General features: G+C 72.7%; 25 protein-coding genes. 19 read left to right on the forward strand and 6 right to left on the reverse strand.

Features of this window, described 5'->3' with window-relative positions; translation table 11 throughout:
- The first annotated feature begins 225 nt into the window (after positions 1-225).
- The 12 genes from ligM (at position 226) to DCS98_RS06765 (ending at position 11,977) form a co-directional block, all read left to right on the forward strand.
- A complete protein-coding gene (gene ligM / locus DCS98_RS06710; RefSeq protein WP_116450558.1) occupies positions 226-1,626 on the forward strand; it encodes a vanillate/3-O-methylgallate O-demethylase in 1,401 nt (466 codons plus the stop codon).
- A gap of 280 nt (positions 1,627-1,906) precedes the next feature.
- Positions 1,907-2,662 carry an ABC transporter ATP-binding protein gene (locus tag DCS98_RS06715; protein WP_206340124.1) on the forward strand — a complete coding sequence of 252 codons (756 nt, stop codon included), beginning with the start codon at positions 1,907-1,909 and terminating at the stop codon, positions 2,660-2,662.
- A complete protein-coding gene (locus tag DCS98_RS06720) occupies positions 2,649-3,359 on the forward strand; it encodes an ABC transporter ATP-binding protein (RefSeq protein ID WP_116450560.1) in 711 nt (236 codons plus the stop codon). Before DCS98_RS06715 ends, DCS98_RS06720 begins: the two co-directional genes overlap by 14 nt.
- A gap of 3 nt (positions 3,360-3,362) precedes the next feature.
- Positions 3,363-4,244, forward strand: a complete 882-nt coding sequence (locus DCS98_RS06725; protein WP_116450561.1) for a branched-chain amino acid ABC transporter permease — start codon at positions 3,363-3,365, stop codon at positions 4,242-4,244.
- The gene (locus tag DCS98_RS06730) at positions 4,244-5,377 is read left to right on the forward strand and encodes a branched-chain amino acid ABC transporter permease (protein WP_116450683.1); all 1,134 of its coding nucleotides are present in this window, start codon (positions 4,244-4,246) and stop codon (positions 5,375-5,377) included. Before DCS98_RS06725 ends, DCS98_RS06730 begins: the two co-directional genes overlap by 1 nt.
- A complete protein-coding gene (locus tag DCS98_RS06735) occupies positions 5,374-6,636 on the forward strand; it encodes an ABC transporter substrate-binding protein (RefSeq protein ID WP_116450562.1) in 1,263 nt (420 codons plus the stop codon). Before DCS98_RS06730 ends, DCS98_RS06735 begins: the two co-directional genes overlap by 4 nt.
- 118 nt (positions 6,637-6,754) lie before the next feature.
- Entirely contained in the window at positions 6,755-7,396 is a 642-nt protein-coding gene (locus DCS98_RS06740; RefSeq protein ID WP_116450563.1) for a GntR family transcriptional regulator, read from the forward strand.
- A gap of 8 nt (positions 7,397-7,404) precedes the next feature.
- A complete protein-coding gene (locus tag DCS98_RS06745) occupies positions 7,405-8,106 on the forward strand; it encodes a 4-carboxy-4-hydroxy-2-oxoadipate aldolase/oxaloacetate decarboxylase (RefSeq protein ID WP_116450564.1) in 702 nt (233 codons plus the stop codon).
- Positions 8,103-9,182 carry a 4-oxalomesaconate tautomerase gene (locus DCS98_RS06750; RefSeq protein WP_116450565.1) on the forward strand — a complete coding sequence of 360 codons (1,080 nt, stop codon included), beginning with the start codon at positions 8,103-8,105 and terminating at the stop codon, positions 9,180-9,182. The genes DCS98_RS06745 and DCS98_RS06750 overlap by 4 nt, the downstream gene beginning before the upstream one ends.
- A gap of 25 nt (positions 9,183-9,207) precedes the next feature.
- Positions 9,208-10,158, forward strand: a complete 951-nt coding sequence (locus DCS98_RS06755; protein ID WP_116450566.1) for a VOC family protein — start codon at positions 9,208-9,210, stop codon at positions 10,156-10,158.
- A complete protein-coding gene (locus DCS98_RS06760) occupies positions 10,155-10,934 on the forward strand; it encodes a DUF1932 domain-containing protein (RefSeq protein ID WP_116450567.1) in 780 nt (259 codons plus the stop codon). Before DCS98_RS06755 ends, DCS98_RS06760 begins: the two co-directional genes overlap by 4 nt.
- A complete protein-coding gene (locus DCS98_RS06765) occupies positions 10,931-11,977 on the forward strand; it encodes an amidohydrolase family protein (RefSeq protein ID WP_116450568.1) in 1,047 nt (348 codons plus the stop codon). The genes DCS98_RS06760 and DCS98_RS06765 overlap by 4 nt, the downstream gene beginning before the upstream one ends.
- Positions 11,978-11,990: 13 nt before the next feature.
- Here DCS98_RS06765 and DCS98_RS06770 read toward each other — a convergent pair whose 3' ends face one another.
- Entirely contained in the window at positions 11,991-12,611 is a 621-nt protein-coding gene (locus DCS98_RS06770; RefSeq protein WP_116450684.1) for a putative quinol monooxygenase, read from the reverse strand.
- A gap of 231 nt (positions 12,612-12,842) precedes the next feature.
- Here DCS98_RS06770 and purU point away from each other — a divergent pair, with 231 nt between their 5' ends.
- Both purU and DCS98_RS06780 read left to right on the forward strand, forming a co-directional pair.
- Entirely contained in the window at positions 12,843-13,715 is an 873-nt protein-coding gene (gene purU / locus DCS98_RS06775) for a formyltetrahydrofolate deformylase (protein ID WP_116450569.1), read from the forward strand.
- Positions 13,712-14,923 carry an MFS transporter gene (locus tag DCS98_RS06780; protein WP_164704428.1) on the forward strand — a complete coding sequence of 404 codons (1,212 nt, stop codon included), beginning with the start codon at positions 13,712-13,714 and terminating at the stop codon, positions 14,921-14,923. Before purU ends, DCS98_RS06780 begins: the two co-directional genes overlap by 4 nt.
- Here the strand turns inward: DCS98_RS06780 and DCS98_RS06785 are convergent.
- From DCS98_RS06785 to DCS98_RS06800, 4 genes are read right to left on the reverse strand one after another with little or no spacing between them, the layout of a single operon-like run.
- Positions 14,914-15,372 carry a MaoC family dehydratase gene (locus DCS98_RS06785; protein ID WP_116450571.1) on the reverse strand — a complete coding sequence of 153 codons (459 nt, stop codon included), beginning with the start codon at positions 15,370-15,372 and terminating at the stop codon, positions 14,914-14,916. The two genes, DCS98_RS06780 and DCS98_RS06785, sit on opposite strands and share 10 nt — an antisense overlap.
- Complete coding sequence (locus DCS98_RS06790) at positions 15,369-16,916, reverse strand: acyl-CoA synthetase (protein WP_116450572.1); 1,548 nt, start codon at positions 16,914-16,916, stop codon at positions 15,369-15,371. Before DCS98_RS06790 ends, DCS98_RS06785 begins: the two co-directional genes overlap by 4 nt.
- The gene (locus DCS98_RS06795; protein ID WP_116450685.1) at positions 16,913-17,776 is read right to left on the reverse strand and encodes an amidohydrolase family protein; all 864 of its coding nucleotides are present in this window, start codon (positions 17,774-17,776) and stop codon (positions 16,913-16,915) included. The genes DCS98_RS06790 and DCS98_RS06795 overlap by 4 nt, the downstream gene beginning before the upstream one ends.
- 8 nt (positions 17,777-17,784) lie before the next feature.
- Positions 17,785-18,693, reverse strand: coding sequence for an SDR family NAD(P)-dependent oxidoreductase (locus DCS98_RS06800; protein WP_116450573.1), 909 nt, complete (start codon positions 18,691-18,693; stop codon positions 17,785-17,787).
- Positions 18,694-18,768: 75 nt separating this feature from the next.
- Between DCS98_RS06800 and DCS98_RS06805 the strand changes: the two genes are divergently transcribed.
- Complete coding sequence (locus DCS98_RS06805; RefSeq protein WP_206340125.1) at positions 18,769-19,197, forward strand: MarR family winged helix-turn-helix transcriptional regulator; 429 nt, start codon at positions 18,769-18,771, stop codon at positions 19,195-19,197.
- 38 nt (positions 19,198-19,235) lie between these two features.
- Here DCS98_RS06805 and DCS98_RS06810 read toward each other — a convergent pair whose 3' ends face one another.
- Positions 19,236-20,099 carry a PaaX family transcriptional regulator gene (locus DCS98_RS06810; protein WP_116450686.1) on the reverse strand — a complete coding sequence of 288 codons (864 nt, stop codon included), beginning with the start codon at positions 20,097-20,099 and terminating at the stop codon, positions 19,236-19,238.
- Positions 20,100-20,248: 149 nt separating this feature from the next.
- On the opposite strand from DCS98_RS06810, the gene DCS98_RS24160 reads away from it, so the two are divergent.
- From DCS98_RS24160 to DCS98_RS06830, 4 genes are read left to right on the forward strand one after another with little or no spacing between them, the layout of a single operon-like run.
- Entirely contained in the window at positions 20,249-21,811 is a 1,563-nt protein-coding gene (locus DCS98_RS24160; RefSeq protein WP_116450575.1) for an ATP-binding cassette domain-containing protein, read from the forward strand.
- Positions 21,808-22,698 (forward strand): branched-chain amino acid ABC transporter permease, encoded by an 891-nt coding sequence (locus DCS98_RS06820; protein WP_116450576.1) that lies wholly within the window; start codon positions 21,808-21,810, stop codon positions 22,696-22,698. Before DCS98_RS24160 ends, DCS98_RS06820 begins: the two co-directional genes overlap by 4 nt.
- Positions 22,691-23,839, forward strand: a complete 1,149-nt coding sequence (locus DCS98_RS06825; protein WP_116450577.1) for a branched-chain amino acid ABC transporter permease — start codon at positions 22,691-22,693, stop codon at positions 23,837-23,839. Before DCS98_RS06820 ends, DCS98_RS06825 begins: the two co-directional genes overlap by 8 nt.
- Positions 23,836-25,089 carry an ABC transporter substrate-binding protein gene (locus tag DCS98_RS06830; protein ID WP_116450578.1) on the forward strand — a complete coding sequence of 418 codons (1,254 nt, stop codon included), beginning with the start codon at positions 23,836-23,838 and terminating at the stop codon, positions 25,087-25,089. The genes DCS98_RS06825 and DCS98_RS06830 overlap by 4 nt, the downstream gene beginning before the upstream one ends.
- Positions 25,090-25,094: the final 5 nt, after the last annotated feature.

Here is a 25,094-nt window from a genome sequence, read left to right on the forward strand (position 1 = left end):
TGTGCGCAGGGTGACGGATGCCCGTGTGCCGGAGCACATCCGCCGCTCTACGCTGCAATCGACGATGTGGCGTGGGCCACTGGACAGGGCACGTCCGTGGTCTGCCGCGCACGACGGCGGAAACCGGCCTCCTGGGCCGGCCCGCCGCCGCGCGGCGGCCACCGGTCAGGCCACGGACCGGCTCCGCCGGCCCGCGGAAGGAACACCCGACGAGAACGGACGGACATGACTGCCAAGAACCTCCAGGAACTGCTCGACCAGACCGGCGACACCGTCGGCCTCCTGCGCAACTCCCAGCTGGGTGCGTACATCTACCCGGTCGTCCCGTCGGAGTTCACCAACTTCCGCCGGGAGCAGAAGGCATGGCAGGAGACCGCCGTGCTCTTCGACCAGACGCACCACATGTTCAACCTGTTCATGAAGGGTCCCGACGCCCTCAAGCTGATCTCGGACACGGGCATCAACAGCGTGGCCAACTTCCCGGTGGACATGGCCAAGCAGTTCGTCCCGGTCACCCCTGCCGGCAACGTCATCGGTGACGGCATCCTCTTCCACCTCGCCGAGGACGAGTACGTCTACGTCGGCCGCGCGCCGGGTGCGAACTGGCTGCAGTTCAAGGGCGAGACCGGCGGCTACGACGTCGAGATCCGCAACGACCCGCGCTCGCCGTCGCGGCCCTACGGCAAGGCCGTCACCCGCGACCTGTGGCGCTTCCAGATCCAGGGCCCGAACGCCTGGCCGATCATCGAGAAGCTGCACGGCGGCGACCTCGAGCAGCTCAAGTTCTTCCGCATGAGCACGATGAACATCGCGGGGGAGACCGTCCGCACGCTGCGCCACGGCATGGCGGGCGCGCCCGGCCTGGAGATCTGGGGCCCGTACGAGAGCTACGACCGGATCCGCGAGGCGATCCTCGAGGCCGGCCGCGAGTTCGGCCTGGAGCCGGTGGGCTCGCGCGCCTACTCCACCAACACCCTCGAGTCCGGGTGGATCCCCTCGCCCCTGCCGGCCATCTACACCGGCGAGGAGCTCCGCCCCTACCGCGAGTGGCTCGGTGCCGACAGCTACGAGGCGACCAACGCGATCGCCGGCAGCTTCGTGTCCGACGACATCGAGGACTACTACACCAACCCGTGGGACCTCGGGTACGGCTCGTTCGTGAAGTTCGACCACGACTTCATCGGCCGGGACGCCCTCGAGGCCCTCGACAAGGACGCGCAGCGGCGCAAGGTCACCCTGGAGTGGAACTCAGAGGACCTCGCGAAGCTGCTGTCCTCCCCGGTCGAGGGGGCGAAGTACCAGTTCTTCGACCTTCCCAACGCCAACTACGGCTCGTCCAACTTCGACAAGGTCATCGACGCCGACGGCACGGTCCTCGGCGTGTCCATGTTCACCGGCATCTCGGCGAACGAGAAGAAGGGCCTGTCGCTGGCCACCATCAGCCCCGACGTGCCCCACGGCGCCGAGGTCCGCGTGGTCTGGGGCGAGCCCGACGGCGGGAGCAAGAAGACCACCGTCGAGCCGCACGAGCAGTTCGAGGTCCGCGCGATCGTGAGCCCGGTCCCCTACGCGAAGATGGCGCGGGAGACCTACCAGGGCGGCTGGCGGACCGTCGGCAAGGCCTGACAGGGCGGGAGCTGTGGCCGGGCGACGCACGCTCGTCGCCCGGCCACAGCTGCGTCCGTCCCGGGACGCCGGGTTCGGGTGTATCGCCGGCCCGCGCGGCCGATGACCGAACGGCGGCCTCCGACCGGCCGTTGATGACGGTCGCGCAACTTTCCCACCAAAATCGTCGACAATCTGTGACGCGCTGCATAGGTTCCCCCGGGCGGGCAGCGGCCCGGTCACCCGAGCAACGGAGCAACGGGAGTGGCAGTCCATGGCGGCTGAACTGACCTTGCAGGACGTGAGCCTGCAGTTCGGTGGCATCAAGGTGCTGCAGGAGGTGAGCTTCTCCGTCGAGCCCGGCCAGATCTTCGGCCTGGTCGGCCCGAACGGAGCCGGCAAGACCTCGCTCTTCAACTGCATCAGCGGGCACTACAAGCCGACCTCCGGCACCGTGCGGATCGACGGCACCGAAGTCCAGGGTGCGCGTCCGGCCACCCTCGCCAAGCACGGCCTGGCCCGGACGTTCCAGCACCCGGCGCTGCAGCTGCACGCGACGGTGCTGGAGAACGTCCTGCTCGGGGCCCACACCCGGCTGCCCGGCGGCGCGCTCGAGTGGGCGGTGCGGACGCCGCGCACGCGGCGCAGCGAGAAGCAGCTGCGGGCCGAGGCGCTCGACCTCCTGGAGCGCAACAGCCTCGGCTGGGCCGCCCACCTGCCGGCCGACGAGCTGTCGCACGGCCTGCACAAGGGCGTGGAGCTGTGCCGCGCGCTGCTCATGCGGCCGAAGCTGCTCCTCCTCGACGAGCCGGCCGCCGGCCTGCCGCACGCGGAGGTGGAGCACCTCATCGCCACCGTCCGGCGGCTGCGCGCCGAGGACGACATCACCGTCGTCATCGTCGAGCACCACATGGGCCTCATCGCGGCGCTCACCGACCGCGTCGTCGTCCTCGACCACGGGGCGAAGCTCATGGAGGGGACGGCCGCCGAGGCCCAGTCCGACCCCCGCGTCATCGAGGCCTACATCGGGAAGGACGCGGCCGATGACGCTGCTTGAGCTCGAGGGCGTCACCGCCTCGTACGGGCCCGTCCAGGTGCTCGACGAGGTCTCGCTGAGCGTCCCGGACAACGGCGCGGTCGGCATCCTCGGCGCCAACGGCGCCGGCAAGACCACCACCCTGCGCGCGATCAGCGGCTCGGTCCGGGCGGGCGGGCGCATCGTGTTCGACGGCACGGACATCCGTGGCCTGCGGCCCGACCAGGTCGCCGCGCGCGGCATCGCGCACGTGCCGGAGGGCCGCGGCACGTTGGGTGACCTCACCGTCCGCGAGAACCTCATGGTCGGCGCCTACCTGCGCAAGGACCGCAAGGCCGTCGACCAGGACGTCGAGTACTGCCTGGACCTGTTCCCGAACCTGCGGGACCGGATCACGTCGAACGCCTCGGCGCTGTCCGGCGGCGAGCAGCAGATGCTCGCCGTGTCCCGCGCCATCATGTCCAAGCCGCGCCTGCTGCTGCTCGACGAGGCCTCGCTGGGTCTCGCCCCCAGCACCGCGAGGAACGTCTACGACGCGATCCGGCGGCTGCGCACCGAGTCCGGCATCGCGATGCTCGTGGTCGAGCAGAACGCCAACCTCGCCTTCACCCTCGTCGACAGCGCCACGGTCCTGGAGACCGGCCGGAACGTGCTCACGGGCACGTCCGCGGAGCTCAGGGGCATGGACGAGATCCGTCGCGCGTACCTAGGAGGCTGACCCGTGGGAGAGTTCGTCCAGCTCGTGGTCGACGGCCTGTCGACCGGCTCGGTCTACGCCGCCCTCGCCCTGGCGATCGTGCTGGTGCACTCGGCGACCGGGCTGATCAACTTCGCGCAGGGCGGCATGGCCGTCCTGGCCGCGTACGTCGCGTGGGTGCTGACCAACCAGGGCGTGCCGCTCGTGCTCGCCATCCTGGGCTCGATCGTCTTCTCGTTCGCCCTGGGGGCCGTGCTCGAGCGCTACCTGATGCGGCGGTTCGAGCGGGGTGACCCCGACACCGCCGTCGTCGTCACGGTCGGTCTGCTGACGCTGATCACCGGGATCGCCGGCTGGCTCTGGTCGTACAACAACCAGCAGTTCCCGTCGCTGTTCCCCCTCGACACGGTGGAGTTCCTGGGGGTGGCGATCAGCATCCGCTCCATCGGCACCACCCTGGTGATCGTCGCGGTGATGATCCTGATGCAGCTGCTGTTCGTGCGGACGAAGCTCGGCCTGGCGCTGCGGGCGGTCGCGATCAACCCGCAGTCCGCGGCCTTCTCCGGGCTCCCCGTCGGCCGGCTGCTCATGGTCGGCTGGGGCCTCGCGGCGGTGCTCGGCGCCGTCGCCGGCGCGCTCGTGGCGCCGCAGCTCACGCTGACGCCGGGGATGCTCGACAGCGCCCTGGTGTACGCGCTGGCCGCGGTCATCCTCGGCGGCCTCACCAGCCCGATCGGCGTGGTCGTCGCCGCCTGGATGATCGGCATCCTCGAGAACCTGGCCGCTGTCTACGTCCCCTTCATCGGCCACGACCTGAAGATCGCCGTGCCGTTCATCCTGCTGTTCGTCGTCCTCATCGTCCGACCTCAGGGCCTGTTCGGCCGGAAGACCGTGGTGCGCGTGTGATGGCCTCCTCGAAGACCTCGTCCTCGGCGACGTCCGCCTCGGCGACGGCCGCGGGCTCGCCCGCCGGCCCGCCGGCCGCGTCGTGGCGGCAACGCCCGTGGGTGCGCTGGGGGACCCCGCTGCTGATCGTCGCCGTGCTCGCCGTGATCCCCCTCCTGGGGACGGAGTTCCAGAACGAGACGATGGCCCGCATCGGCGTCTTCGCCGTCGCGGTGCTGGGGCTCAACGTGGTGATGGGCTACACCGGCCAGGTCTCGCTCGGCCAGATCTTCTTCCTCGGCTTCGGCGCGTACGTCACCGCGTACGGGGTCCAGCAGGAGTGGAACATCGTCCTGGTCTTCGTGCTGGCGACCCTGCTCCCGGCCGTGGCGGGCCTGCTCGTGGCGCTGGCCGCAGCGCGCCTGGGCGGGCTCGCGATCGCGATGGTGACGATCGCGCTGCCCATCGTCGGCGTACCGCTGGCCAAGCGGCTCAGCGACTACACCGGCGGCTCGCAGGGCCTCTCGGCGCGCTTCGCCGAGTCGCCGGAGGGCAGCGGGCTCTACGACGACCAGTGGCAGCTCTACCTCGTGATCGCCATCGGCGGGGTGGTGTTCCTCCTGACGTACTTCCTGGTCCGCGGGAAGTACGGCCGGGCGTTCGCCATCGTCAAGGGCAACGAGAACGTGGCCGCCTCGATGGGCATCTCGCCCTACCGGTACAAGGTGCTCGCCTTCACCATCGCGTCGGCCATCGGCGGCGTGAGCGGCTTCCTCTACATGCTCGTCATCCAGTACACGTCGCCGGAGACCATGAGCTTCGGGCACTCGATCGAGCTGCTCGCCGCCATGGTCATCGGCGGCGCGGGCAGCATCGTGGGATCCCTGCTCGGCGGGGCCTTCTACGTGCTCGTCCCGCAGCTGACGAACCAGGTCGACGCGAGCCTCACGGCGCTGCTCCAGGGCGCGATCCTGCTGGTCGTCCTGTTCGTCCTCCCCGGCGGCCTCGCGTCGCTGCCCCGCGCGCTGGGCCGCGGACGCCGGCGCCTGCGCGCCGGCCGCGGCACCGCCGCGCCACCGACCACTCCGTCATCGACCCCCGGGTCGGGCACCGCGGCGGAGCAACCCGAGACAGAGAGGCAAGGTCACGCATGAACAGGCACTTTCGATCGCGCAGAGCGGTCGGCATCGCCGCGGTGTCGGCGCTCGCGCTGACGATCACCGCGTGCGGCGGCGGGGACGACGCCGGTCGCGGCGGCGACGCCGCCGAGGGAGCGCCGAGCCCGGGCATCACCGACGACTCGATCACGCTGGGCATCACCACCCCGCTCAGCGGCGCCACCGCGGGACCGGGCACCTGCACCGTCGCCGGCGTCAAGGCGTACTTCGGCATGAAGAACGCCGAGGGCGGCGTCGAGTTCGGGGACGGGAAGACCCGCACCGTCGAGATCGAGGCGCTGGACGACACCTACGACCCGCAGCAGGCCAAGGCGAACTACGACCAGCTCAAGGACGACGTCTTCGCCATGACCGCGGGGCTGGGCACGCCCACCAACCGTGCGTGGCGCGAGGCCGCCATCGCCGACGAGGTGCCGCAGGCGCTGATCATGACCGGTGACCCGATCTTCAGCGACGCCGAGGAGAGCCCGTGGCAGCTCGGCTTCGTGCCGATCTACCAGAACGAGGGCCAGGCCTTCGGTGAGCTCCTCGCGACGTCGTCCGGGGACCACAAGGTCGCGATCCTGTCGCAGAACGACGACTACGGAGAGGGCTACGTCGAGGGCTTCAAGCGCGGCATCGAGGGCGCCGACAACATCGAGATCGTCGACGAGCTGACCTACGAGGCGACCGACACCTCCGTCGACGCGCAGATCACCGAGCTCGCCAGCAGCGACGCCGACATCTTCTTCAACGCGATGTCGGTGACCCCGCTGATGATCTCCGCGCTGCAGAAGGCGCAGCAGGTGGGCTGGACGCCGAGCTGGTTCCTGCCGTCGAACACGTCGAGCCCGGGGGCCATCCTCGAGCCCGGCGGCGCGGCTGCCTACCCCGGCATCTTCTCCGTGGCGTTCTCGAAGACGCCGCAGAGCCCGGCCTTCGCCCAGGACGAGGACGTCGTCGAGTACCTCGCCGCCCTCAAGGAGTACGGCGACTACCCGGACCCGCCGGCGTTCCCGCACTGCCAGTGGAGCTGGATGGTCGGCGCGACGCTCGAGCAGGCCTTCCAGAACATGGAGGAGCCGACCCGCGACAGCTTCATGGAGGCCCTGCGCTCGATCGAGGACTTCCAGGCGCCGCTCATGCTGCCCGACACCGCGGTGAACACCACCGAGGACGGTCAGCCCGCGGTGTCGTCGGTGGTCGTGCAGAAGTTCAACGGCCGCGGCTACGACACGGTCGAGACCTTCGAGTGACCCGCAGCTGATGCGGAGGGGCGGCCCGTCCCCGGACGGGCCGCCCCGTCTCCCAACCCCGCCCCGGATTGACGACAGGATTGTTGGCAATCCGGGGCGCCTGGGATAGCGTGCCGGCATGGCTTCCGCAGCTCAGGCGACAGCGGAGCGGGCGCTCCGCGAGGCGATCCTCCGGGGGGACATGCCGCCCGGGTACCGGCTGGTCGAGGCCGAGCTGGTGGCGCTGACCGGCGTGAGCCGCAGCGCCGTCCGGCTGGCGATCGACGCGCTCGCGGCCGAAGGCCTGGTCGAGCGGATCCAGAACAAGGGCGCGCGGGTGCGGGTCGTCTCCACCGAGGAGGCCATCGCCATCACCGAGTGCCGGATGCCCCTCGAGGGCCTGCTCGCGCGCAAGGCCGCCGAGCGGCTGACCGACTCCGAGGCCGACCGGCTCCGCGCGCACCTGCACACCATGGTCGCCGCCGTCGACTCCGGCGACGTCCTCAAGTACTCCGCGCTCATCCAGCAGCTGCACGGCATGGTCGGCGAGGCCGCTCGCCACCCGATCGCGGCCGATCTCGTCGGCCGGCTGCAGGCCCAACTGGTCCGCCACCAGTTCCGGCTCTCGCTGCGGCCCGGTCGTCCCCGCGTGAGCCTGGGAGAGCTGAGCGAGCTGGTCCACGCCATCACCGAGCGCGACCCCGACCGTGCCGAGGCCGCGGCGACCTCCCACTTCCGCAGCGTCATCACGGCGCTGTCCGAGACGGCCCCGGAATCCTGAGGAGCAGCGTGAGAACCGTCGTCGTCACCGATCCGCCCCGCGCCGACGCGGGCGACGCCGAGACCCTCGGCGCGTTCGGCGTCGCCACCGTGCACGAGGCGCTGGGACGGATCGGCTACCTCGGCCCCGAGTTCCGGCCGGCCTGGTCCGGCGCGCGCACCGGCGGCACGGCGGTGACGGTGCTCTGCTGGCCCGGCGACAACCTGATGATCCACGTCGCCGTCGAGCAGTGCCGGCCCGGCGACCTGCTCGTCGTCGGGACCAACTCGCCGTCCACCGACGGGTTGTTCGGCGAGCTGTTCGCCACGGCCCTGGCGCGCCGGGGTGTCCGCGGCGTGGTCCTGGGCTGCGGCGTGCGCGACGTGGCCGAGCTGCGCGAGATGGGCTTCCCGGCCTGGTCCCGGGCGGTGAGCGCGCAGGGGTCGGTCAAGGCGACGGCCGGCGCCGTGAACGTGCCGATCGTGCTCGGCGGCCAGACGATCCACCCGGGAGACGTCGTCCTGGCCGACGACGACGGCGTGATGGTCGTCCCGCGCGCCGACGTGCCGCGCGCGCTCACCGCGTCGCAGGCGCGCATCGACAAGGAGGCCGCCAGCCGGGCCGCCTTCCAGCAGGGCGAGCTGGGCCTGGACCGGTACGGCCTGCGGGACCAGCTGCCCGCTTTCGGCATCGAGTACGTCGCCTACGAGGAGTGGATGGGGGAGCGGTGACCTACGACGAGACGGGCGTCCGCGCCACGATGCTGCGCGGTGGCACGTCGCGCGGGCTGTTCCTCGAGGCGGGGGACCTGCCCGCCGACCCCGCGGAGCGCGACGACCTGCTGCTGCGGCTGATGGGCACCCCCGACCCGCGGCAGATCGACGGTCTCGGCGGTGCCACGACGCTGACCAGCAAGGTGGCGGTCGTCTCGCCGTCCGACGACCCGGACGTCGACGTCGACTACCTGTTCCTCCAGCTGGGCGTCGACGAGGCCACGGTCAGCGACCGGCAGAACTGCGGCAACATCCTGGCCGGCGTCGGCCCGTTCGCCGTCGAGCGCGGTCTCGTCCCCGCCGGCGGGGACGAGACGAGCGTGCGGATCCGGATGGTGAACTCCGACAGCGTCGCCGTCGCGACCTTCCCGACCCCGGGTGGGCGGGTCGAGTACCGCGGCGACGTCGCGATCGCGGGCGTCCCGGGGACGGCCGCCCCCGTCGTCCTCGCGTTCACCGACACCGAGGGGTCGGCCACCGGCGCCCTGCTGCCGACCGGGAACGTCCGCGACACCGTCGAGGGCATCGAGGTCACCTGCGTCGACAACGGCATGCCGGTCGTCCTCGCGACCGCGGAGTCCTTCGGCCTCACCGGCCACGAGTCCCACGAGCAGCTGGCCGCGGACGCCGCGCTCCTCGACCGGATCGACGCCTTCCGCCGCAAGGCCGCCCAGCTCATGGGCATGGGTGACGTCTCCCGCGCCTCGGTACCCAAGACCGTCCTGGTGGCCCCGGCTGCCGACGGCGGGCAGGTCAGCACCCGGTCGTTCATCCCGGTGCAGCCGCACACCTCGATCGGCGTCCTGGGCGCGGTCAGCGTCGTCACCGGGATGCTGCTGCCGGGTGCCGTCGGCCACGAGCTCACCGCCGGCTGGCCCCGGGACACCTCGCAGGTCGACGTCGAGCACCCCACGGGGCACCTGCTCGTCGACGTCGTCGTCGACGGCTCCGTCACCCCGCCGAGGGTGGTCCGCTCCGGGGTCGTCCGCACCGCCCGCAAGCTCTTCGACGGCACCGCCTACCCCCGCGCCTGACCCCCTCGACCCCAGGAGACGCCCCGTGCCCCCGCTGCACGACATCGCCCACCTCGCCCACATCGAGCTGCTCACGCACAAGCCGGAGGAGAGCCTCGACTTCTTCGTGCGCTACCTCGGGATGACGGAGAACGGCTCGTCCGGCGACTCGGTGTTCCTGCGGGCGTGGGACGACTACGAGAACACCACCATCAAGCTGACGGCGGCCGCGCAGCCCGGCGTCGGCCGGACGAACTTCCGCGCCAGCACCCCCGAGGCGCTGCAGCGCCGGGTGGCCGCGATCGAGGCGACGGGGCTCGGCAAGGGCTGGCAGGACGGCGACCCCGGCTACGGCCCGGTGTACGTGTTCACCGACCCGGACGGCCACGAGATGGGCGTCTACTACGAGACGGAGTGGTACCGGCCGGAGGGCGCCCTGAAGCCGGCGCTGAAGAACCAGGCCCAGGCGTACCCGGGCCGTGGGGTCAGCGTCCGGCGGATCGACCACATCAACTACCTCGGCGTGAACCCGCAGGAGAACCGCGACTTCTTCGTCGACACCCTCGGCGCCATGACCACAGAGCAGATCGTGCTGGACAGCGGCGAGGTCGCCGGCACGTGGACGACGTTCACCAACCAGGGCTACAACGCGGTCTGGACCAAGGACAAGACCGGCACCGCCGGCCGGCTGCACCACATCTCGTTCGCCGTCGACAGCCGCGACGACATCATCCGGGCCGCCGACCTCGCCCTCGAGCACGGCATCCACATCGAGACCGGGCCGCACAAGCACACGATCCAGCAGAGCTTCTTCCTCTACGTCTGGGAGCCCGCCGGCAACCGGATCGAGCTGGACAACCCCGCGGCCCGCCTGGTGTTCGCCCCCGACTGGCAGCCGGTCGACTGGTCCGAGGCCGAGCGCGCCAAGGGCCAGGCGTGGGGCCTGCAGACCATCTCGACGTTCCACACGCACGGCACGCCGCCGGTCGAGCAGTGACCCCCCGCATCGCCGTCCTCGGGCTCGGCGAGGCGGGATCGCTGATCGCGGCGGACCTCGTCGCGGCCGGGGCCGACGTGCGCGGCTTCGACCCCCTGGGGCACCGCGTGGCAGGGGTGGCGCCGCGCCGCAGCGAGGCCGACGCCGTGGCCGACGCGGACCTCGTGCTCAGCGTCAACAGCTCGCACGACGCCATGACCGCGCTGGAGAACGCGCTGCCGTCGCTCTCCGCCGGCACCCTCTGGGCCGACCTCAACACCGCCAGCCCCGGCCTCAAGGGCGCCCTCGCCGACCGCGCGGCCGGTTCCGACGTCACGGTGGTCGACGTCGCGCTGATGTCCCCGGTGCCGGGCAAGGGGCTCCGGACGCCGATGCTGGTGTCGGGCGGGGCCGCCGACCGGTACGCCGAGCTGCTCGCCGCCCTCGGAGCCGACGTGGAGGTGCAGCCCGGCCCCGTGGGCACCGCCATCTCGCGCAAGCTGTTGCGCAGCGTGTTCTACAAGGGCCTGGCGGCGGCCGTGGTCGAGGCGCTGCGCGGTGCCGAGGCCGCCGGGTGCGCGGACTGGCTGCGGGGCAACATCGCCGCGGAGCTCGCGAGCTTCGACGAGCGGACCGTCGACCGGCTGGTCGACGGCACCCACACCCACGCCCGCCGGCGCGCCGACGAGATGACGGCGGCCACCGAGCAGCTGGAGGAGCTGGGGGTCCCGGCGCGCGTCGCCTCCGCCGCCCGCGACCTCCTCGTCGAACTGAGGGACGGAGCAGCACAACCGTGATCATCGACTGCCACGGCCACTACACGACCGCCCCGGCCGCGCACACGGCCTGGCGGGAGCAGCAGGTGGCTGCCTGGGAGGCGGGGACGACGCCGCCGGCCTACCCCTCGATCAGCGACGACGAGATCCGGGAGACGATCGAGTCCAGCCAGCTCCGGCTGATGGACGAGCGAGGCATCGACGTCACGCTGTTCTCGCCGCGCGCCTCGGCCATGGCCCACCACGTCGGCGACGCGGCCGTCAGCCTCGAGTGGTCCCGCCGCTGCAACGACCTGGTGCACCGCGTGGCGACGCTCTACCCGGGGCGCTTCGTCCCGGTGGCGCAGCTGCCGCAGTCCCCGGGCGCCGACCTGCAGGCCTCCATCGCCGAGCTGCGCCGCTGCGTGGAGGAGCTGGGCTTCGTCGGCTGCAACCTCAACCCCGACCCCAGTGGCGGGTTCTGGACGTCGCCGCGCCTGACCGACCGCAGCTGGTACCCGGTCTACGAGGCGATGGTGGAGCTGGACGTGCCGGCGATGGTGCACGTGTCGGCCTCGGCGACGCCGGTGTTCCACGCGACCGGGGCCTACTACATCAACGCCGACACCACGGCCTTCATGCAGCTCGTCCAGGGCAACCTCTTCGGCGACCTCCCGGAGCTGCGGCTGGTCATCCCGCACGGCGGGGGAGCGGTGCCCTACCACTGGGGCCGCTACCGGGGGCTGGCCGACATGCTGGGTCAGCCGGCGGTCGAGTCCAACGTCATGGGGGCGGGCATCGCGGGCGGGGTCTTCTTCGACACCTGCGTCTACCACCAGCCGGGGATCGACCTCCTGCTGGAGGTGGTGGACACCCGGAACGTCCTCTTCGGCTCGGAGATGGTGGGTGCGGTGCGCGGCAAGGACCCGCGGACGGGCGAGTACTACGACGACACCCGCCGCTACGTCGAGGCCGCCGTGGAGAAGGGGCTGCTCGACGACGACGGGCGCACGGCGGTGTTCGAGGGCAACGTCCGGCGGGTGTACCCCCGCCTCGAGGCGGCCCTGGCGGGCGCCGGGCGGTGACCCGGAGCCGGGGTCAGGTCGTCTCGGGCACCCGCAGGTGGGCGAGGGCGACGTCGAACTCCGCGGTGTCGAGCACCTCGATGCCCATGGCCGGCGCGAACTCCTCGCGGAACTCCCGCGCGCCCTCGCCGGCCCGCTCGAGGTGCTCGCCGCTGTCGTAGGAGATCGCGGCGACCGTCAGTCCCTCCGCGCGGCGCACCATGATGCTGACGCTGCAGAACCCCGGGAGGTCGTCGAGCTTCGGCATCAGCGACAGCCGGACGGCGTCGACGGCGCGGGGGACGGCGTCCGGGGCGGTGCGCAGCCACGTGACGCGGGCCCGCGCTCCGGCGGGCGCCTCGAGCACCCGGTGCATGGCGGCGATCTCCCACTCCTCCAGCTCAGGCGTGCCGCCGAGGAGTTCCGCGGTGCGCTCCGCGGCCGACCGGACGCCTTCCCGGCTGGCGTCCATCGCCGCGGCGTCCTGCCAGGACGTCGTCACGATGCACCGGCCGGTGCCGGCGTCGGCGAGCATCGACAGGCCCACGCAGCCGTCCATCGCACGGACCTGCGGCATGACCTCGTCGCGGACGAAGGCGGTCGTCGCGGCCACCGATCCCGGTGTCCCCTGGATCGTCGTGGATCGGGCACGCATCTCGGCCACTCGTCCTCCCGGTGCTAGGTGCGGCCGGCGGCGGTGCCGGCTGGCCACAGGGTGCACGGGTCGGGCAGGAACCGCCACCAGATCGCCGGGGTGCGCGTCGATTGTCGCGGCGGACGTCGTCCTGCTGACGCGGCGACGTGGTCATCTGTGGGATGCGGCACACCCACCGCCGCACGTAGCTTCAGCGACGGCACTGCTCCCTTTCCCGAACGAGGAGGCACGATGACGCGCCCCGCCGACGCCCAGCACGGCGTTCTGGTCCTGTCCTGCCAGGACGCTCCCGGGATCGTGCACGCGGTCTCCGGTCTGCTCGTGCAGGAGGGGTGCACGATCATCGAGAGCCACCAGTTCGACAGCCTGACCAGCGGCATGTTCTACATGCGGGTGGAGTTCGCCCACTCCGACGGCTCGCCCCTGGACTTCGGCCGGCTGTGCGGCGCCTTCGAGGAGGTCGCCCAGCGGTTCGAGATGAACTGGCGCATCGCCGACGCCGCCGAGCGGCAGCGTGTGCTGATCATGGTCAGCCAGTACGCCCACTGCCTCAACGACCTGCTGTTCCGCAACTCGATCGGCGAGCTGAACCTCGACGTCGTGGCCATCGTGTCCAACCACCCGGATCTGAAGGGCATCGCCGACTTCTACGGCGTCCCGTTCCACTACATCCCGGTGACCAAGGAGACCAAGCCCGAGGCGGAGGCGGCGCTGCTGGAGATCGTGCGCGCCGAGCGGGTCCAGCTCGTCGTCCTGGCCCGCTACATGCAGATCCTCACCGACGACCTGTGCCGGGCGCTCGAGGGCCGGGCGATCAACATCCACCACTCGATGCTGCCGAGCTTCAAGGGCGCCCGTCCCTACCACCAGGCGCACGCCCGGGGGGTCAAGTTCATCGGGGCGACGGCGCACTACGTCACCGCCGACCTGGACGAGGGCCCGATCATCGAGCAGGAGATGCTGCGGGTCAGCCACTCGCTCAGCCCGGAGCAGCTCGCCGCCCGTGGCCGGGAGGCCGAGACCCGGGCGCTGGCGCACGCGGTGCGCTGGCACACCGAGAACCGCGTCGTCATCCACGGGAACCGGACAGTCGTCTTCGAGTGAGCCGCCGGGGGGCACCACCCGGCGAGCGCGCCCGGGTGGCCGCGGTCCTGCTGGTCGCCCTCAACCTCCGCGGCGCCATCGCGGCGGTCGGGCCCGTGCTGCCCGAGCTGCGGAGCGACCTCGCGCTGTCGGCGACGACGGCCGGTCTGCTGACCGCCCTCCCCGTGCTGTGCTTCGCCGCCCTCGCACCGGCGGCGGCCTGGGTGGGCCGGCGCCTCGGCACGGGGGCGGCGCTCCTGGGCAGCCTGGTCGCCCTCGCCGCGGGCACCGCGCTGCGGGTGCTCGACGGGGCGTCGGTGCTCCTGGCCGGGACGTTCGTCGTCGGGGCGGCCATGACGGTGGGCAACGTCCTGCTGCCGGTGGTGGTGAAGGGCGGGTTCGGTCCCCGCGCGGGGGCGGTGACCGGGCTGTACACGGCCGCGCTCGCGGCGGGTGCGGCGCTGACCGCCGCGCTCAGCGCCCCGGTGGCCGAGCTGGGTGGCTGGCGGCTCGGCCTGGCGGTCTGGGCGCCGCTGCCGCTGCTCGCGGCGGCGGTGTGGATGGCCGTCGGCCGCTCGACGCCGGGCGCCGACGGTCGCCCGGAGCCCGTGCCCGCACCGCCCGGCTCCGCCGCGCTGCGCGTGTGGCGGGCACCGGTGGCGTGGGCGGTGAGCGTGGTCCTCGCCCTGCAGTCGGCCCTGTACTACGCGCTGACGACGTGGCTGCCGAGCCTGCTCACCGAGGACCTCGCACTCACCGCCGGCACCGCGGCGCTGGCGGCGTCGGCGTTCCAGGTGCTGGGCATCCCGGGCGCCGTGGCCGTGCCGGCCCTGCTCGGCCGGTGGAGGAGCCAGGTGGGCCTGGCGATCGCGGTGGCGGCCGGCTGGGCCGTCGTCCCGGCGGGGCTGCTGCTCTGGCCGGCGGCGTGGCCGGCGTGGGTGGTGATCGGGGGGCTCGCCCAGGGGGCGGGCATCTCGCTGGCGTTCGCCCTGGTGGTCCTGCGCTCCGCCGACGACGAGGTCGTGCGGCGCGTCTCGGGCATGTCCCAGCTGGTCGGCTACTCGGTGGGTGCGGCGGCCCCGCTGGCCGTCGGCGGCCTGTACGCCGTCACCGGCGGGTGGGGCGCGCCGCTGCTGCTCCTGGTGGGGGTGGCGGTCGCTCTCGGCGTCGCCGGATCGGTGGCCGGGCGCCCCGCCGTCCTGGGGGGCGCCCGGGCCGGTCAGCCGTAGAAGCGGTACACCGGCTCGGCGATGCAGACCGGCTTCGCGGCGCCCTCGGCCTCGATGACCGCGGTGGCCGTGAGCTGCAGGCCGCCGGGGATCTCCTCGACGTCCTTGAGCGTGGCGGTGAGCCGCAGCTTGGAGCCGACCGGCACGGGGGAGGGGAAGCGCACCTTGTTCAGCCCGTAGTTGACGCCCATCGTCATGTCGGTGACGACCAGCACCTCCGACCACATCGGGATGAGCAGCGACAGCGTCAGGTAGCCGTGGCCGATCGGACCGCCGAAGGGGCTCTCCGCCTTGGCGCGCTCGACGTCGACGTGGATCCACTGGTGGTCACCGGTGGCGTCGGCGAAGAGGTTCACCCGCTCCTGGGTCACCTCGACCCAGTCGCTGGTGCCGAGCTCGGTCCCCTTCAGGGAGGGCAGCTCGGCGAGGGTGGTGGTGGTGCTGGTCATGCGGAGGGCTCCTCGGTGGTGACGTAGCGGTGGCGGAGGTCGGGCTTGCGGATCTTGCCGGTGGCGGTCTTGGGCAGGGCGTCGGCGAACTCCACGAGCCGGGGCACCTTGAAGCCGGCGAGCCGTTCGCGGAGCGCGGCGCGGAGGGCCTCGGGGTCCCGGTCGGCACCGGGCGCGGGGACGACGACGGCGAGCCCGACCTCGCCCCACTTCTCGTCCGGGACGCCGATGACGGCGGCCTCGACGACGCCGGGCAGCTCGAGGAGCGCGGACTCCACCTCGGCCGGGTACACGTTCTCCCCGCCGGAGATGATCATGTCCTTGTAGCGGTCGCGGATGTAGAGGTAGCCGTCCTCGTCGGTGGAGCCGGCGTCCCCGGAGTGGTACCAGCCGTCGACGATGGCGGCGGCCGTCCCCTCCGGGTCGTCCCAGTACCCGGCCATGATGTTCGGCCCGGAGAGCACCACCTCGCCGATCTCGCCCGGCGCGCACTCGGTGCCGTCGGGGCGGACCACCCGCACGTCGACGAAGAACTGCGACTTCCCGGCCGAGCCGACCTTCGCGACCGCGTCGGCGCTGTCCAGCGCGGTGCCCGCCGGTGCGGACTCGGTCATCCCGTAGGCCTGCTGCACGGTGATGCCGCGGTCGAGCCAGGTGCGCAGCAGGGGGAGGGGCAGCGGGGCCCCGGCGGCGCCGATCGTCCGCAGCGCCGACAGGTCGACGGTGTCGAAGTCCGGCTGCCGGCTGATCGCGTCGAGCATGGTCGGGACGGCGAAGAACGACGTCACCCGCTGCTCGACGATGACCCGCAGCGTCGCCGGCGGGTCGAAGCCGCGGACCAGGACGACGCACCCGCCGCGCAACAGCGTGGGGTTGAGCGTGCCGTTGAGCCCGCCGATGTGGAACAGCGGCGCAAGGCCCAGCGTGCGCTCGTCCGGGGTGAAGTCGAACCCCAGGACCTGGTTGATGCACGACCAGGTCATGTTCCCGTGGGTCAGCGTGGCGCCCTTGGGGCGGCCCGTCGTCCCGGACGTGTACATGATCAGGCAGTGGTCGTCGAGGGTGACCGGCTCGTCGCGCAGCACCGGCTCGCCGTCGGCCAGCAGCTGCTGCCAGTCGAGGGAGTCCGCGCCTCCCTCCAGCGGGGTCTCGGCGGCCACCCAGTGCCGGACGGCCGGCACCTGCGCCCGCAGCGCGTCGGCCGTCGCCCCGTGCTCGCGCCCGTGGACGACGACGCTCGCGCCGGAGTGCTCGAGGACGTAGCGCGCCTCGGGCACGGTGAACCGGGCGTTGACCGGGACCCACACGGCGCCGAGCTGGCCGCAGGCGTAGAGCACCTCGAGCGCGGTGGGGTGGTTGGCGCCGAACCAGGCGACCCGGTCGCCCCGCTGCACGCCGAGCGCGGCCAGCGCGGACGCGGCCCGGCGGACGCGGTGGGCGAACTCGCCGTGCGTCGTCGTCGTCCCCTCGAACCAGATGGCCGGCTTGTGCGGCGAGATCCGCAGCCGGCGCTCGGGCCAGGAGCCCAGGCCCGCGTTCCTCACCGCAGCCCCAGGGCTGTGATGGCGTTCTCCTTCATGATCAGCGGTTTGACCTCGGGCTTGATGTCCAGCTGCTCGAAGTCGGCGATCCAGCGCTCGGGGCGCAGCAGCGGGTAGTCCGAGCCGAACAGGACCTTCCGCTTCAGCAGCCCGTTGGCGGCCTTGACCAGCTGCGGCGGGAAGTACTTCGGCGACCAGCCGGACAGGTCGATGTAGACGTTCGCCTTGTGCGTGGCCACCGAGATGGCGGCGTCCTGCCAGGGCACCGACGGGTGGGCCATGATGATCGTGAGCCCGGGGAAGTCGGCGGCGACGTCGTCGATCAGCATCGGGTCGGAGTAGCGCAGCTTGATGCCCCGGCCGCCCGGGAGCCCGGCCCCGATGCCGGTCTGGCCGGTGTGGAACAGCGCCGGGACGCCGAGGCTCTGCAGCTCCTCGTAGAGCGGGTAGACCTTGGGGTCGTTGGGCTCGAAGGCCTGGATCGACGGGTGGAACTTGAACCCGCGGACGCCGTGGGACTCGACCAGCTTGCGGGCCAGCCGGATGCCCGACTTCCCGCGGGCGGGGTCCACCGAGCCGAACGGGATGAGCACGTCGGGGTGCTCGCCGGCGAGGTCGGCGATCTCCTCGTTGGACAGCGCCGGCTGGCCGGTGGCCATCTCGGTGTCCACGCTGAAGACCACGGCGGCCATGTTCTTGGCCCGGTAGTCCGCGGCGATGTCGGGCACCGTCGGGTCGTACGGGTCGCCCTTGAAGTACTTGCTGGCGGCCGCGGACAGCTCGTCGTCCAGCGCCATGTGCCCGTGGGTGTCGGCGTGCACGTGGGTGTGCACGTCGATCGCGACCAGGTTGTCGAGGTCCAGCCGGAGCGTCACTTCGGGGGCTCCGGGAACTGCTGGCCCACGGTCTGCTGCGACGCGGCGAACTGCGCCGGCCACACGTCGGCGATCGCGTCGGCCGACCAGCCGGTGCCGTCGGCGAACTCGACCACCACCTCGCTCGGGTGCGACCAGAGGGCGAGGCGGTCACCCCCGATGCCGATGGCCTGGCCGGTGATGCCCGCGGCGGCGTCCGAGGCGAGGAAGGCGACCAGGCCGGCGGCGTCCTCGGGGGATCCGAAGGCCAGCTCCCGCCGGGCGTAGGGCGGCAGCGGCTCGCCGGCCTGCAGCGCGTCGACGTAGGGCTTGAGGAAGGGCACCGTCTCGGTCATGCCGGTCGCGGCGACCGGGACGACGGCGTTCACGGTGATCTCCGCGCGGGCCAGCTCCATCGCCCAGGTGCGGACCATCCCGACGATGCCCGCCTTGGCGGCCGCGTAGTTGGTCTGCCCGAAGTTGCCGACCTGGCCGGTGGGGGAGCCGATGCAGATGATCCGGCCGCCCTCGCCCTGCTCCCGGAGCCGGATGGCCGCGGCGCGCGTGCACGTGAAGGTGCCGCGCAGGTGCGTGGTGATGACCGCGTCGAACTGGTCGTCGGTCATCTTCCAGAGCGTGGAGTCGCGGAGGATGCCGGCGTTGTTGACCAGGACGTCCAGCCGCCCGAACTCCTCGACCGCGCGGTCGACCAGGGCCTGGGCCGCCTCGCTGGTGCCCACCGCGGCGACCTCGGCGACGGCGCTGCCCCCCGCGTCGGTGATCGTGCGGACGGCGGCCTCGGCCACCTCCGGGTCGACGTCGTTGACGACGACGGCGGCGCCCGACCGCGCGAGTTCGGTGGCGTAGGCGAGGCCGAGGCCCCGTCCGGATCCGGTGACGACGGCGACCTTGCCGGTCAGGTCCACGGCTGCTCCTCATCCTGGGGGTGGTCCAGGCAACGTAGGTCGGTATCGTGGAGGTTGTCAACGATGGAGGTGGGTATGGGTCGACCCCTTGCCGACGACCTCGGCTTCCTGCTCTCGCGCGCCAGCGGGCAGGTCGTCCGGGTCACCAACGCCGCCCTCGCCGACCACGGCCTGCGCGTGCGCCAGTACTCGGTCCTGGCGCTGGCCTGCGAGACCGAGGACGGCATCAGCCAGCGCGAGGTGGCGGCCGTGCTCGGGCTCGACCCGTCCCAGGTGGTGCTCCTGGTCGACGAGCTGGCCGCCGCCGGGCTGGTCGAGCGGCAGGCCCCCGAGGGGGACCGCCGCACCCGCCTCGTGGTCGCGACGGCGCGCGGCCGGGGGGTCCGCGAGGCCGCGCGGCAGGACGCCGACGCCGCCGTGGAAGGGCCGCTGGGGCTGATCGGCGAGGCCGAGCGGGAACGGCTGAGGGACGTGCTGACCCGCATCTGGACGGCGGGCGGCTGATCCGGGGCCGGCCGCCGGGGGGAGTGCCGGCGGCAGCCTCAGGCGAAGCGGCCGGTGGCCCGGAGGCTGCGTTCCAGCGCCGCGCGGGCCGCGGGCTCGAGGGCGTCGAACACCCGCCGGTAGACGGCGGCGCTCGTGCCGGCCGGCCAGTCCTCGCCCAGGTGGGCGGCGGGCAACCCGGGATCGGTGCGCAGCAGGGACAGCCAGTCCGCGCCCAGCAGGGTCAGCTGGGCCAACGAGCCGGAAACCCGGGGCGGGCGGCTCCACGTCCCGATGAACCAGCCGTGCGCCTCGCGCACTGCCGGGACGTCCCAGGCGCGGTGGACCAGCCGGTCCAGGTCGGTCCCGGGCAGGGGGCGGGCGGCGAAGGCGTCGGCCAGCCCGGCGGCGTCCGCCAGGTCCGACCGGCCCAGGACGGTGGCGACGTCGACCGTGCCGGGTGCGATCCACAGCCCGTCGCGGAGCCCCCCGAAGCCGGCCCAGGTCAGCCGTGCGCGGACGCGGTGCCGCAGGTCGCGCCGGCTCTCGGGCACCGAGTAGCTCAGCAGGGTCCACTCGCCGTCGGGGTGCTCGAACGGAGCCGGGGAGGCCACCCGGTCGCGGGCCTGCCGCAGCACCGACTCGGCGTGCTCGGTGAGCGCGTACTCCGCCGTCCGGCCCACCTGACCGCGGGCCAGCAGCCCGCGCTGGGTCATCCGCTTCAGCGTGGCGCGGGCGGCCGCCTCGCTCACCCCGAGGTCGGCCAGCAGGTCCAGCAGGATCATCGACGGCAGCGGCGGCAGCGGGCTGTCCAGGACGAGCGCGCCCAGGAAGCTCAGCAGGAGCGACTGCGGCCGGTGGGGCGCCGGTCCGAGGCCGGGCCCCAGGTCGGTGCCGGCGTCCTCCACCGTCAGTGCGCTCATCGGCATCCCTCTCGGCGGATCGGTCTCGATCCGGGTATCAAACTAGACAACTCCTTGACGGCCGTCGGCGACGACTCTAGCTTTTGCGTGACCTGGACCACCAGCAACTGCCTCCATGGGGTTCACCGGCCGAGCCACGAAGGGCGCCGATGTCACAACCGCTGCTGAGCGTGGAGCACCTGGACGTCTCCTACGACGGCGCCGTCCAGGCCCTGGAGGACGTGTCGCTCGAGGTCGCCCCCGGATCGGTGGTGGCGGTCCTGGGGTCCAACGGCGCCGGGAAGTCCTCGCTGCTGCGGGCGATCTCCCGGGCGCTGGGTCCCTACGGGGGCGCGGTCACCGGCGGCACCATCCGGTACCAGGGCGCCGACCTCGCCGGTCTGGACGCCTCCGCGGTGGTCCGCAGGGGCGTCGTGCAGGTGCCCGAGGGACGGCGGGTGTTCCGCGACCTCACCGTCGAGGAGAACCTGCAGGCCGGGGGATTCACCGTCCGGGACGCCAAGGCCCGGAACGAGGCGCGCGACCGCGTCTTCGACCTCTTCCCCGTCCTCGCCGAGCGGCGCACCCAGCTGGGCGGTCTCCTCTCCGGCGGCCAGCAGCAGATGCTGGCGATGGGCCGGGCACTCATGACCTCGCCCGGGCTGCTCCTGCTCGACGAGCCGTCCCTGGGCCTGGCGCCGCTGCTGGTCGACCAGATCGGCGAGATCGTCACCCAGATCAACGCCCAGGGGACGGCGGTGCTGCTCATCGAGCAGAACGCCGTCATGGGCCTGCGGGTCGCCGACCGGGCCTACGTCCTGGAGGTGGGCCGCGTGACCGCGTCGGGCAGCGCCGACGAGCTGGCGGCCAGCGACGACGTGCGTGAGCGCTACCTCGGGGTCGCCGTCCCGGTGCAGACCGCCGACGTGGTGGTGACCGAGCCCGCGATCCCGACCGCCGAGGCGCCGAAGCGGCTCGCTGTCGAGAACCTGACCGTGCGGTTCGGCGGCATCGCCGCGCTCTCGGAGGTCTCGTTCTCCGTCGAGCCCGGCACGGTGCACGCGCTCATCGGGCCGAACGGCGCGGGCAAGTCGACCTGCATCAACGTGCTGGGCGGGGCGTACCGGGCCACCGAGGGCCGGGTGACCTACGGCGACGACGTGCTCACCTCGCTGCCGGCGCACCGGACCGCCGGGCTGGGCGTGGCGCGCACCTTCCAGAACATCTCCCTGGCGCTCGAGGACACCGTCGAGGACAACCTGCTGGTGGGCCGGCACCGGCTCATGCGCTCCGGCGTGCTGACCGGTGCCCTGCGGACGCCGCGGGCCCGCCGGGAGGAGCGGCAGCACCGGCAGACCGTCCGCGACATCGCGGAGCTGCTCGGCCTGACGCGGCTGCTGGGTGCCCCGGTGCACAGCCTGTCCTACGGCAACCGCAAGCGCGTCGAGATGGGCCGCGCGCTGGCCGCGCGGCCCTCGCTGCTCCTCCTCGACGAGCCGGTCGCCGGCATGACGCACGGGGAGTCGCAGGAGATGGCCGAGACGATCCGGCAGGTCCGCCGCGACCTCGGCCTGTCGATCCTGCTCGTCGAGCACGACATGCCCTTCGTCATGGGCCTGGCCGAGCAGGTCACGGTCCTCGACTTCGGCAAGAAGATCGCCGAGGGCACCCCGGCGGAGGTCCAGCAGGACCCCGAGGTGCTCCGCGCCTACCTCGGAGCGGCCGCCGTATGAGCTACTTCCTGACCCAGGTCCTCAACGGCCTGTCCTACGGGCTGGTGCTGAGCCTCATCGCGGCGGGCTTCGCGATCGTCTTCACGTCGACCGGCGTCCTCAACTTCGCGCACGGGTCGATCGTGCTGCTCGGCGCCTACCTGGTGGCGGTCACCCAGCCCACCATCGGGTTCTGGCCCGCCGTGCTCGTCGGCATCCTCGGCGCCGCGCTGGTGGGCGTGCTCGTCAACGCCCTGCTGGTGCGCAACCTCGCCGATCCCAACCCCGGGACCGCGGCGATCCTCATGCTGGGCGTCGACATCATCCTGCTCACCGAGCTGACCCGCAGGATCGGCAACCGGGTGCTGCCGCTCGGGGCGCCGTGGGGCAACGACGTGGTCCGCTTCGGCGGCATCGCCCTGCCCGCCGGCCGCGTGCTGGCCGCCGGTGTCGCGGTCGTCGTCTTCGCCGGGCTCTGGTTCCTCTTCGCCCGCACCCGCGTGGGAGTCGGCATGCGGGCCGCGGCGGCGGACGGCCCCACCGCCTCCCTGATGGGCATCCGCCTCTCGCGGACGGGCGCCGCGGGCTGGGCGCTGGCCGGCGTGCTCGCCGCCCTGGCGGGGATCTTCCTGACCTCGTTCCCGTCGCCGGGGGTGTCGCCCCCCGTGGCGCTGTCGGCCTTCCTCGCCATCCCCGCGTGGGTGCTGGGCGGCTTCGACTCGGTGCCGGGAGCGGTCCTCGGCGGCCTGGTCATCGGCCTGGTCACCGCGCTGACCGTCGGCTACGAGAGCGACCTGCACTTCCTCGGCAGGGGCTTCGGCGACGTCGTGCCCTACGTGGTGATGATCGTCGTCCTGCTGGTACGGCCGCAGGGTCTGCTCGGCAGCAAGGAGGCCGTCCGTGTCTGACCTCGTGCGCCGGATCGCCGGCGCCGTCCTCCTCGTCGTGGCCGTCGCGCTGCCCGTGGTGCTCGAGGACTTCTGGCTCCAGCTCGGGCTCTTCGTGATGGCCACCATGGTCGGCGCCGTGGGGCTCACGCTGCTCGTCGGGGTGGCCGGCCAGCTCTCCCTCGGGCACGCCGCGTTCGCCGCCATCGGTGCCTATGTCTTCGTGTGGGCGACGTCGGAGTCCACGCCGACGCTCTCCGGAGCCGGCCTGCCCGCCGTCGTCGGGCTCGTGATCGCCGTCGCGGCGGCCGCGCTCGTCGGGTTCGTCTTCTCCCCGGTCGCGAGCCGGCTGAGGGGCATCTACCTGGGCCTGGCGACCCTCGGCCTGGTCTTCCTCGTCCGACACCTGCTGCTGAACCTGGACACCTGGACCGGGGGCTTCAACGGCCGGTCGGTGGAGCCGTTCACGCTGGGCGGCTTCAGCTTCAGCAACCGCGACCCCGACTACCTCGCCGTCGCGGGCGTGGAGTTCGAGGGCCTGCACCGCCTCTGGTACCTGTTCCTCGTCCTCACCCTGGCGGCCTGCTGGCTGGCGGCCAACCTGCGGTCCAGCCGGACGGGCCGGGCCTGGGCCAACGTCCGCGACAGCGAGACCGCGGCCGCGGCCATGGGGATCGGCGTCGGCCGCCACAAGGCCTCGGCGTTCGTCGTGTCCTCGGGCTACGCCGGGCTCGCCGGCGCCCTGCTCGCCCTCGCCTACGGCCGCCTGGCGCCCGACGTCTTCACGCTCACCGTGTCCGTCGACTTCCTGGTGATGATCGTGATCGGCGGGCTCGGGTCGGTGGGCGGCGCGATGGTCGGCGCGCTCTTCGTGACCGCGCTCCCGCTCGTGCTCACCCAGTACAGCGACGCGCTGCCCTTCATGGCCGCACCGGGCTCGGGCGGGCTGGACCCGGCGACGACGTCCCGGCTCCTCTACGGGCTGGCCATCATCGCCGTCCTCATCTTCCTGCGCGGCGGCCTGGCCGGCGCGTTCCGACGGCTCACCGGTCGGGGGGCGGCGTCCGGCCCCCCGGACGACACACCCCGGCCCACCACCCCCATCGACCCCGGCCACGAGGCCGGGGACAACCCCTCGAGGTCGAAGGAGACCGCTCGATGAGGAAGACCCGCCCAGCCCTGGTCGCCGCTGCAGCCTGCATGTTCGCGGTCACGGCCTGCTCCACCACGGAGCCGGAGGCCACCGGCGGCGGTGGCTCGGGGGACGTCGAGACCGGCAACGGCGTCACCGACTCCGCGATCAACATCGGCGTCCTCACCGACCTCTCCGGGCCCTTCGCCGCCGGTGCCGCCGTGCAGGTGACCGAGTTCCAGGCCTACTGGGACCAGGTGAACGCCGACGGCGGGGTGTGCGACCGCGACGTGGAGATGCAGGTCCAGGACCACGGGTACGACCCGCAGAAGGCCGTCTCGCTGTACCGCAGCATGTCCTCGGACATCGTCGCGCTGCAGCAGGTCCTCGGTGGTCCGACGAGCGCCGCGGTGCTCCCGCTGGCCCAGCAGGACAGCATGTACGTGGGCGGCGTCGGCTGGGCCAGCACGGCGCTGGAGTACGAGAACAACCAGCTGCCCGGCGCCAGCTACAGCATCCAGGGCGCCAACGCCATCGACTACCTGGTCGACGAGCTGGGCCTCTCCGAGGGCGACTCCGTCGGCGTCGTCTACTTCGTCGGCGACTACGGCAGCGACGCCCTGGCCGGCGCCCAGCACGCCGCCGAGGAGCGGGGTCTGACCATCGTCCCGCAGGAGATCACCCCTGCGGTCACCGACCTCTCCGCGCAGGCCTCGGCGCTGGTGCAGGAGGGCGTCCAGGCCGTCGTCCTCGCCGCCGCCCCGGCACAGCTGGCGTCGCTGGTCGGCGTGCTCTCCGCCCAGGGGGCCGACGTGCCGCTGATCGGGATGAACCCGACCTTCAACCCGGCGCTGCTGGACACCCCGGCCGCCGACGCGCTGCTGGCCAACACCTACAGCATCACCAGCGTCGCCCCGTACGCGAGCGACGCGCCCGGCGTGCAGGAGGCGAACGCCCTCTACACCGAGGCCGACCCCGACGGGGCCCTCGGCTGGGAGGTCCCCCTGGCCTACGGGCAGGCGCAGCTGCTGCGCACCGCGCTCGAGGACGCCTGCGAGGCCGGCGACCTGACCCCCGAGGGCGTCGTCGCCGCGGTCGCCGAGGCCGACGACGTGGACACCGACGGGGTCTTCCCCGACGGTCTGGACTTCACGCAGGTGGGCGAGTCCCCGACCCGCACCGTCTTCGTCTCCAAGGTCAGCGACACCGCGGAGGCCGGGCTGGAGGTCCTCGAGGACGCGTACGAGGGCCCCAGCGCGCAGAGCTACACCTTCGGCTGACCGCC

This window comes from Blastococcus litoris, assembly GCF_003075095.1.
Lineage (GTDB): Bacteria > Actinomycetota > Actinomycetes > Mycobacteriales > Geodermatophilaceae > Blastococcus_B > Blastococcus_B litoris.

What these genes read in the sequence shown, in the direction of transcription:
- ligM (WP_116450558.1), top strand. Translation starts at nt 226, where the DNA reads ATGACTGCCAAGAACCTCCAGGAACTGCTCGACCAGACCGGCGACACC.
- DCS98_RS06720 (WP_116450560.1), top strand. Translation starts at nt 2,649, where the DNA reads ATGACGCTGCTTGAGCTCGAGGGCGTCACCGCCTCGTACGGGCCCGTC.
- DCS98_RS06730 (WP_116450683.1), top strand. Translation starts at nt 4,244, where the DNA reads ATGGCCTCCTCGAAGACCTCGTCCTCGGCGACGTCCGCCTCGGCGACG.
- DCS98_RS06735 (WP_116450562.1), top strand. Translation starts at nt 5,374, where the DNA reads ATGAACAGGCACTTTCGATCGCGCAGAGCGGTCGGCATCGCCGCGGTG.
- DCS98_RS06740 (WP_116450563.1), top strand. Translation starts at nt 6,755, where the DNA reads ATGGCTTCCGCAGCTCAGGCGACAGCGGAGCGGGCGCTCCGCGAGGCG.
- DCS98_RS06770 (WP_116450684.1), bottom strand. Translation starts at nt 12,611, where the DNA reads ATGCGTGCCCGATCCACGACGATCCAGGGGACACCGGGATCGGTGGCC.
- purU (WP_116450569.1), top strand. Translation starts at nt 12,843, where the DNA reads ATGACGCGCCCCGCCGACGCCCAGCACGGCGTTCTGGTCCTGTCCTGC.
- DCS98_RS06785 (WP_116450571.1), bottom strand. Translation starts at nt 15,372, where the DNA reads ATGACCAGCACCACCACCACCCTCGCCGAGCTGCCCTCCCTGAAGGGG.
- DCS98_RS06805 (WP_206340125.1), top strand. Translation starts at nt 18,769, where the DNA reads ATGGGTCGACCCCTTGCCGACGACCTCGGCTTCCTGCTCTCGCGCGCC.
- DCS98_RS06810 (WP_116450686.1), bottom strand. Translation starts at nt 20,099, where the DNA reads ATGAGCGCACTGACGGTGGAGGACGCCGGCACCGACCTGGGGCCCGGC.
- DCS98_RS24160 (WP_116450575.1), top strand. Translation starts at nt 20,249, where the DNA reads ATGTCACAACCGCTGCTGAGCGTGGAGCACCTGGACGTCTCCTACGAC.
- DCS98_RS06820 (WP_116450576.1), top strand. Translation starts at nt 21,808, where the DNA reads ATGAGCTACTTCCTGACCCAGGTCCTCAACGGCCTGTCCTACGGGCTG.
- DCS98_RS06830 (WP_116450578.1), top strand. Translation starts at nt 23,836, where the DNA reads ATGAGGAAGACCCGCCCAGCCCTGGTCGCCGCTGCAGCCTGCATGTTC.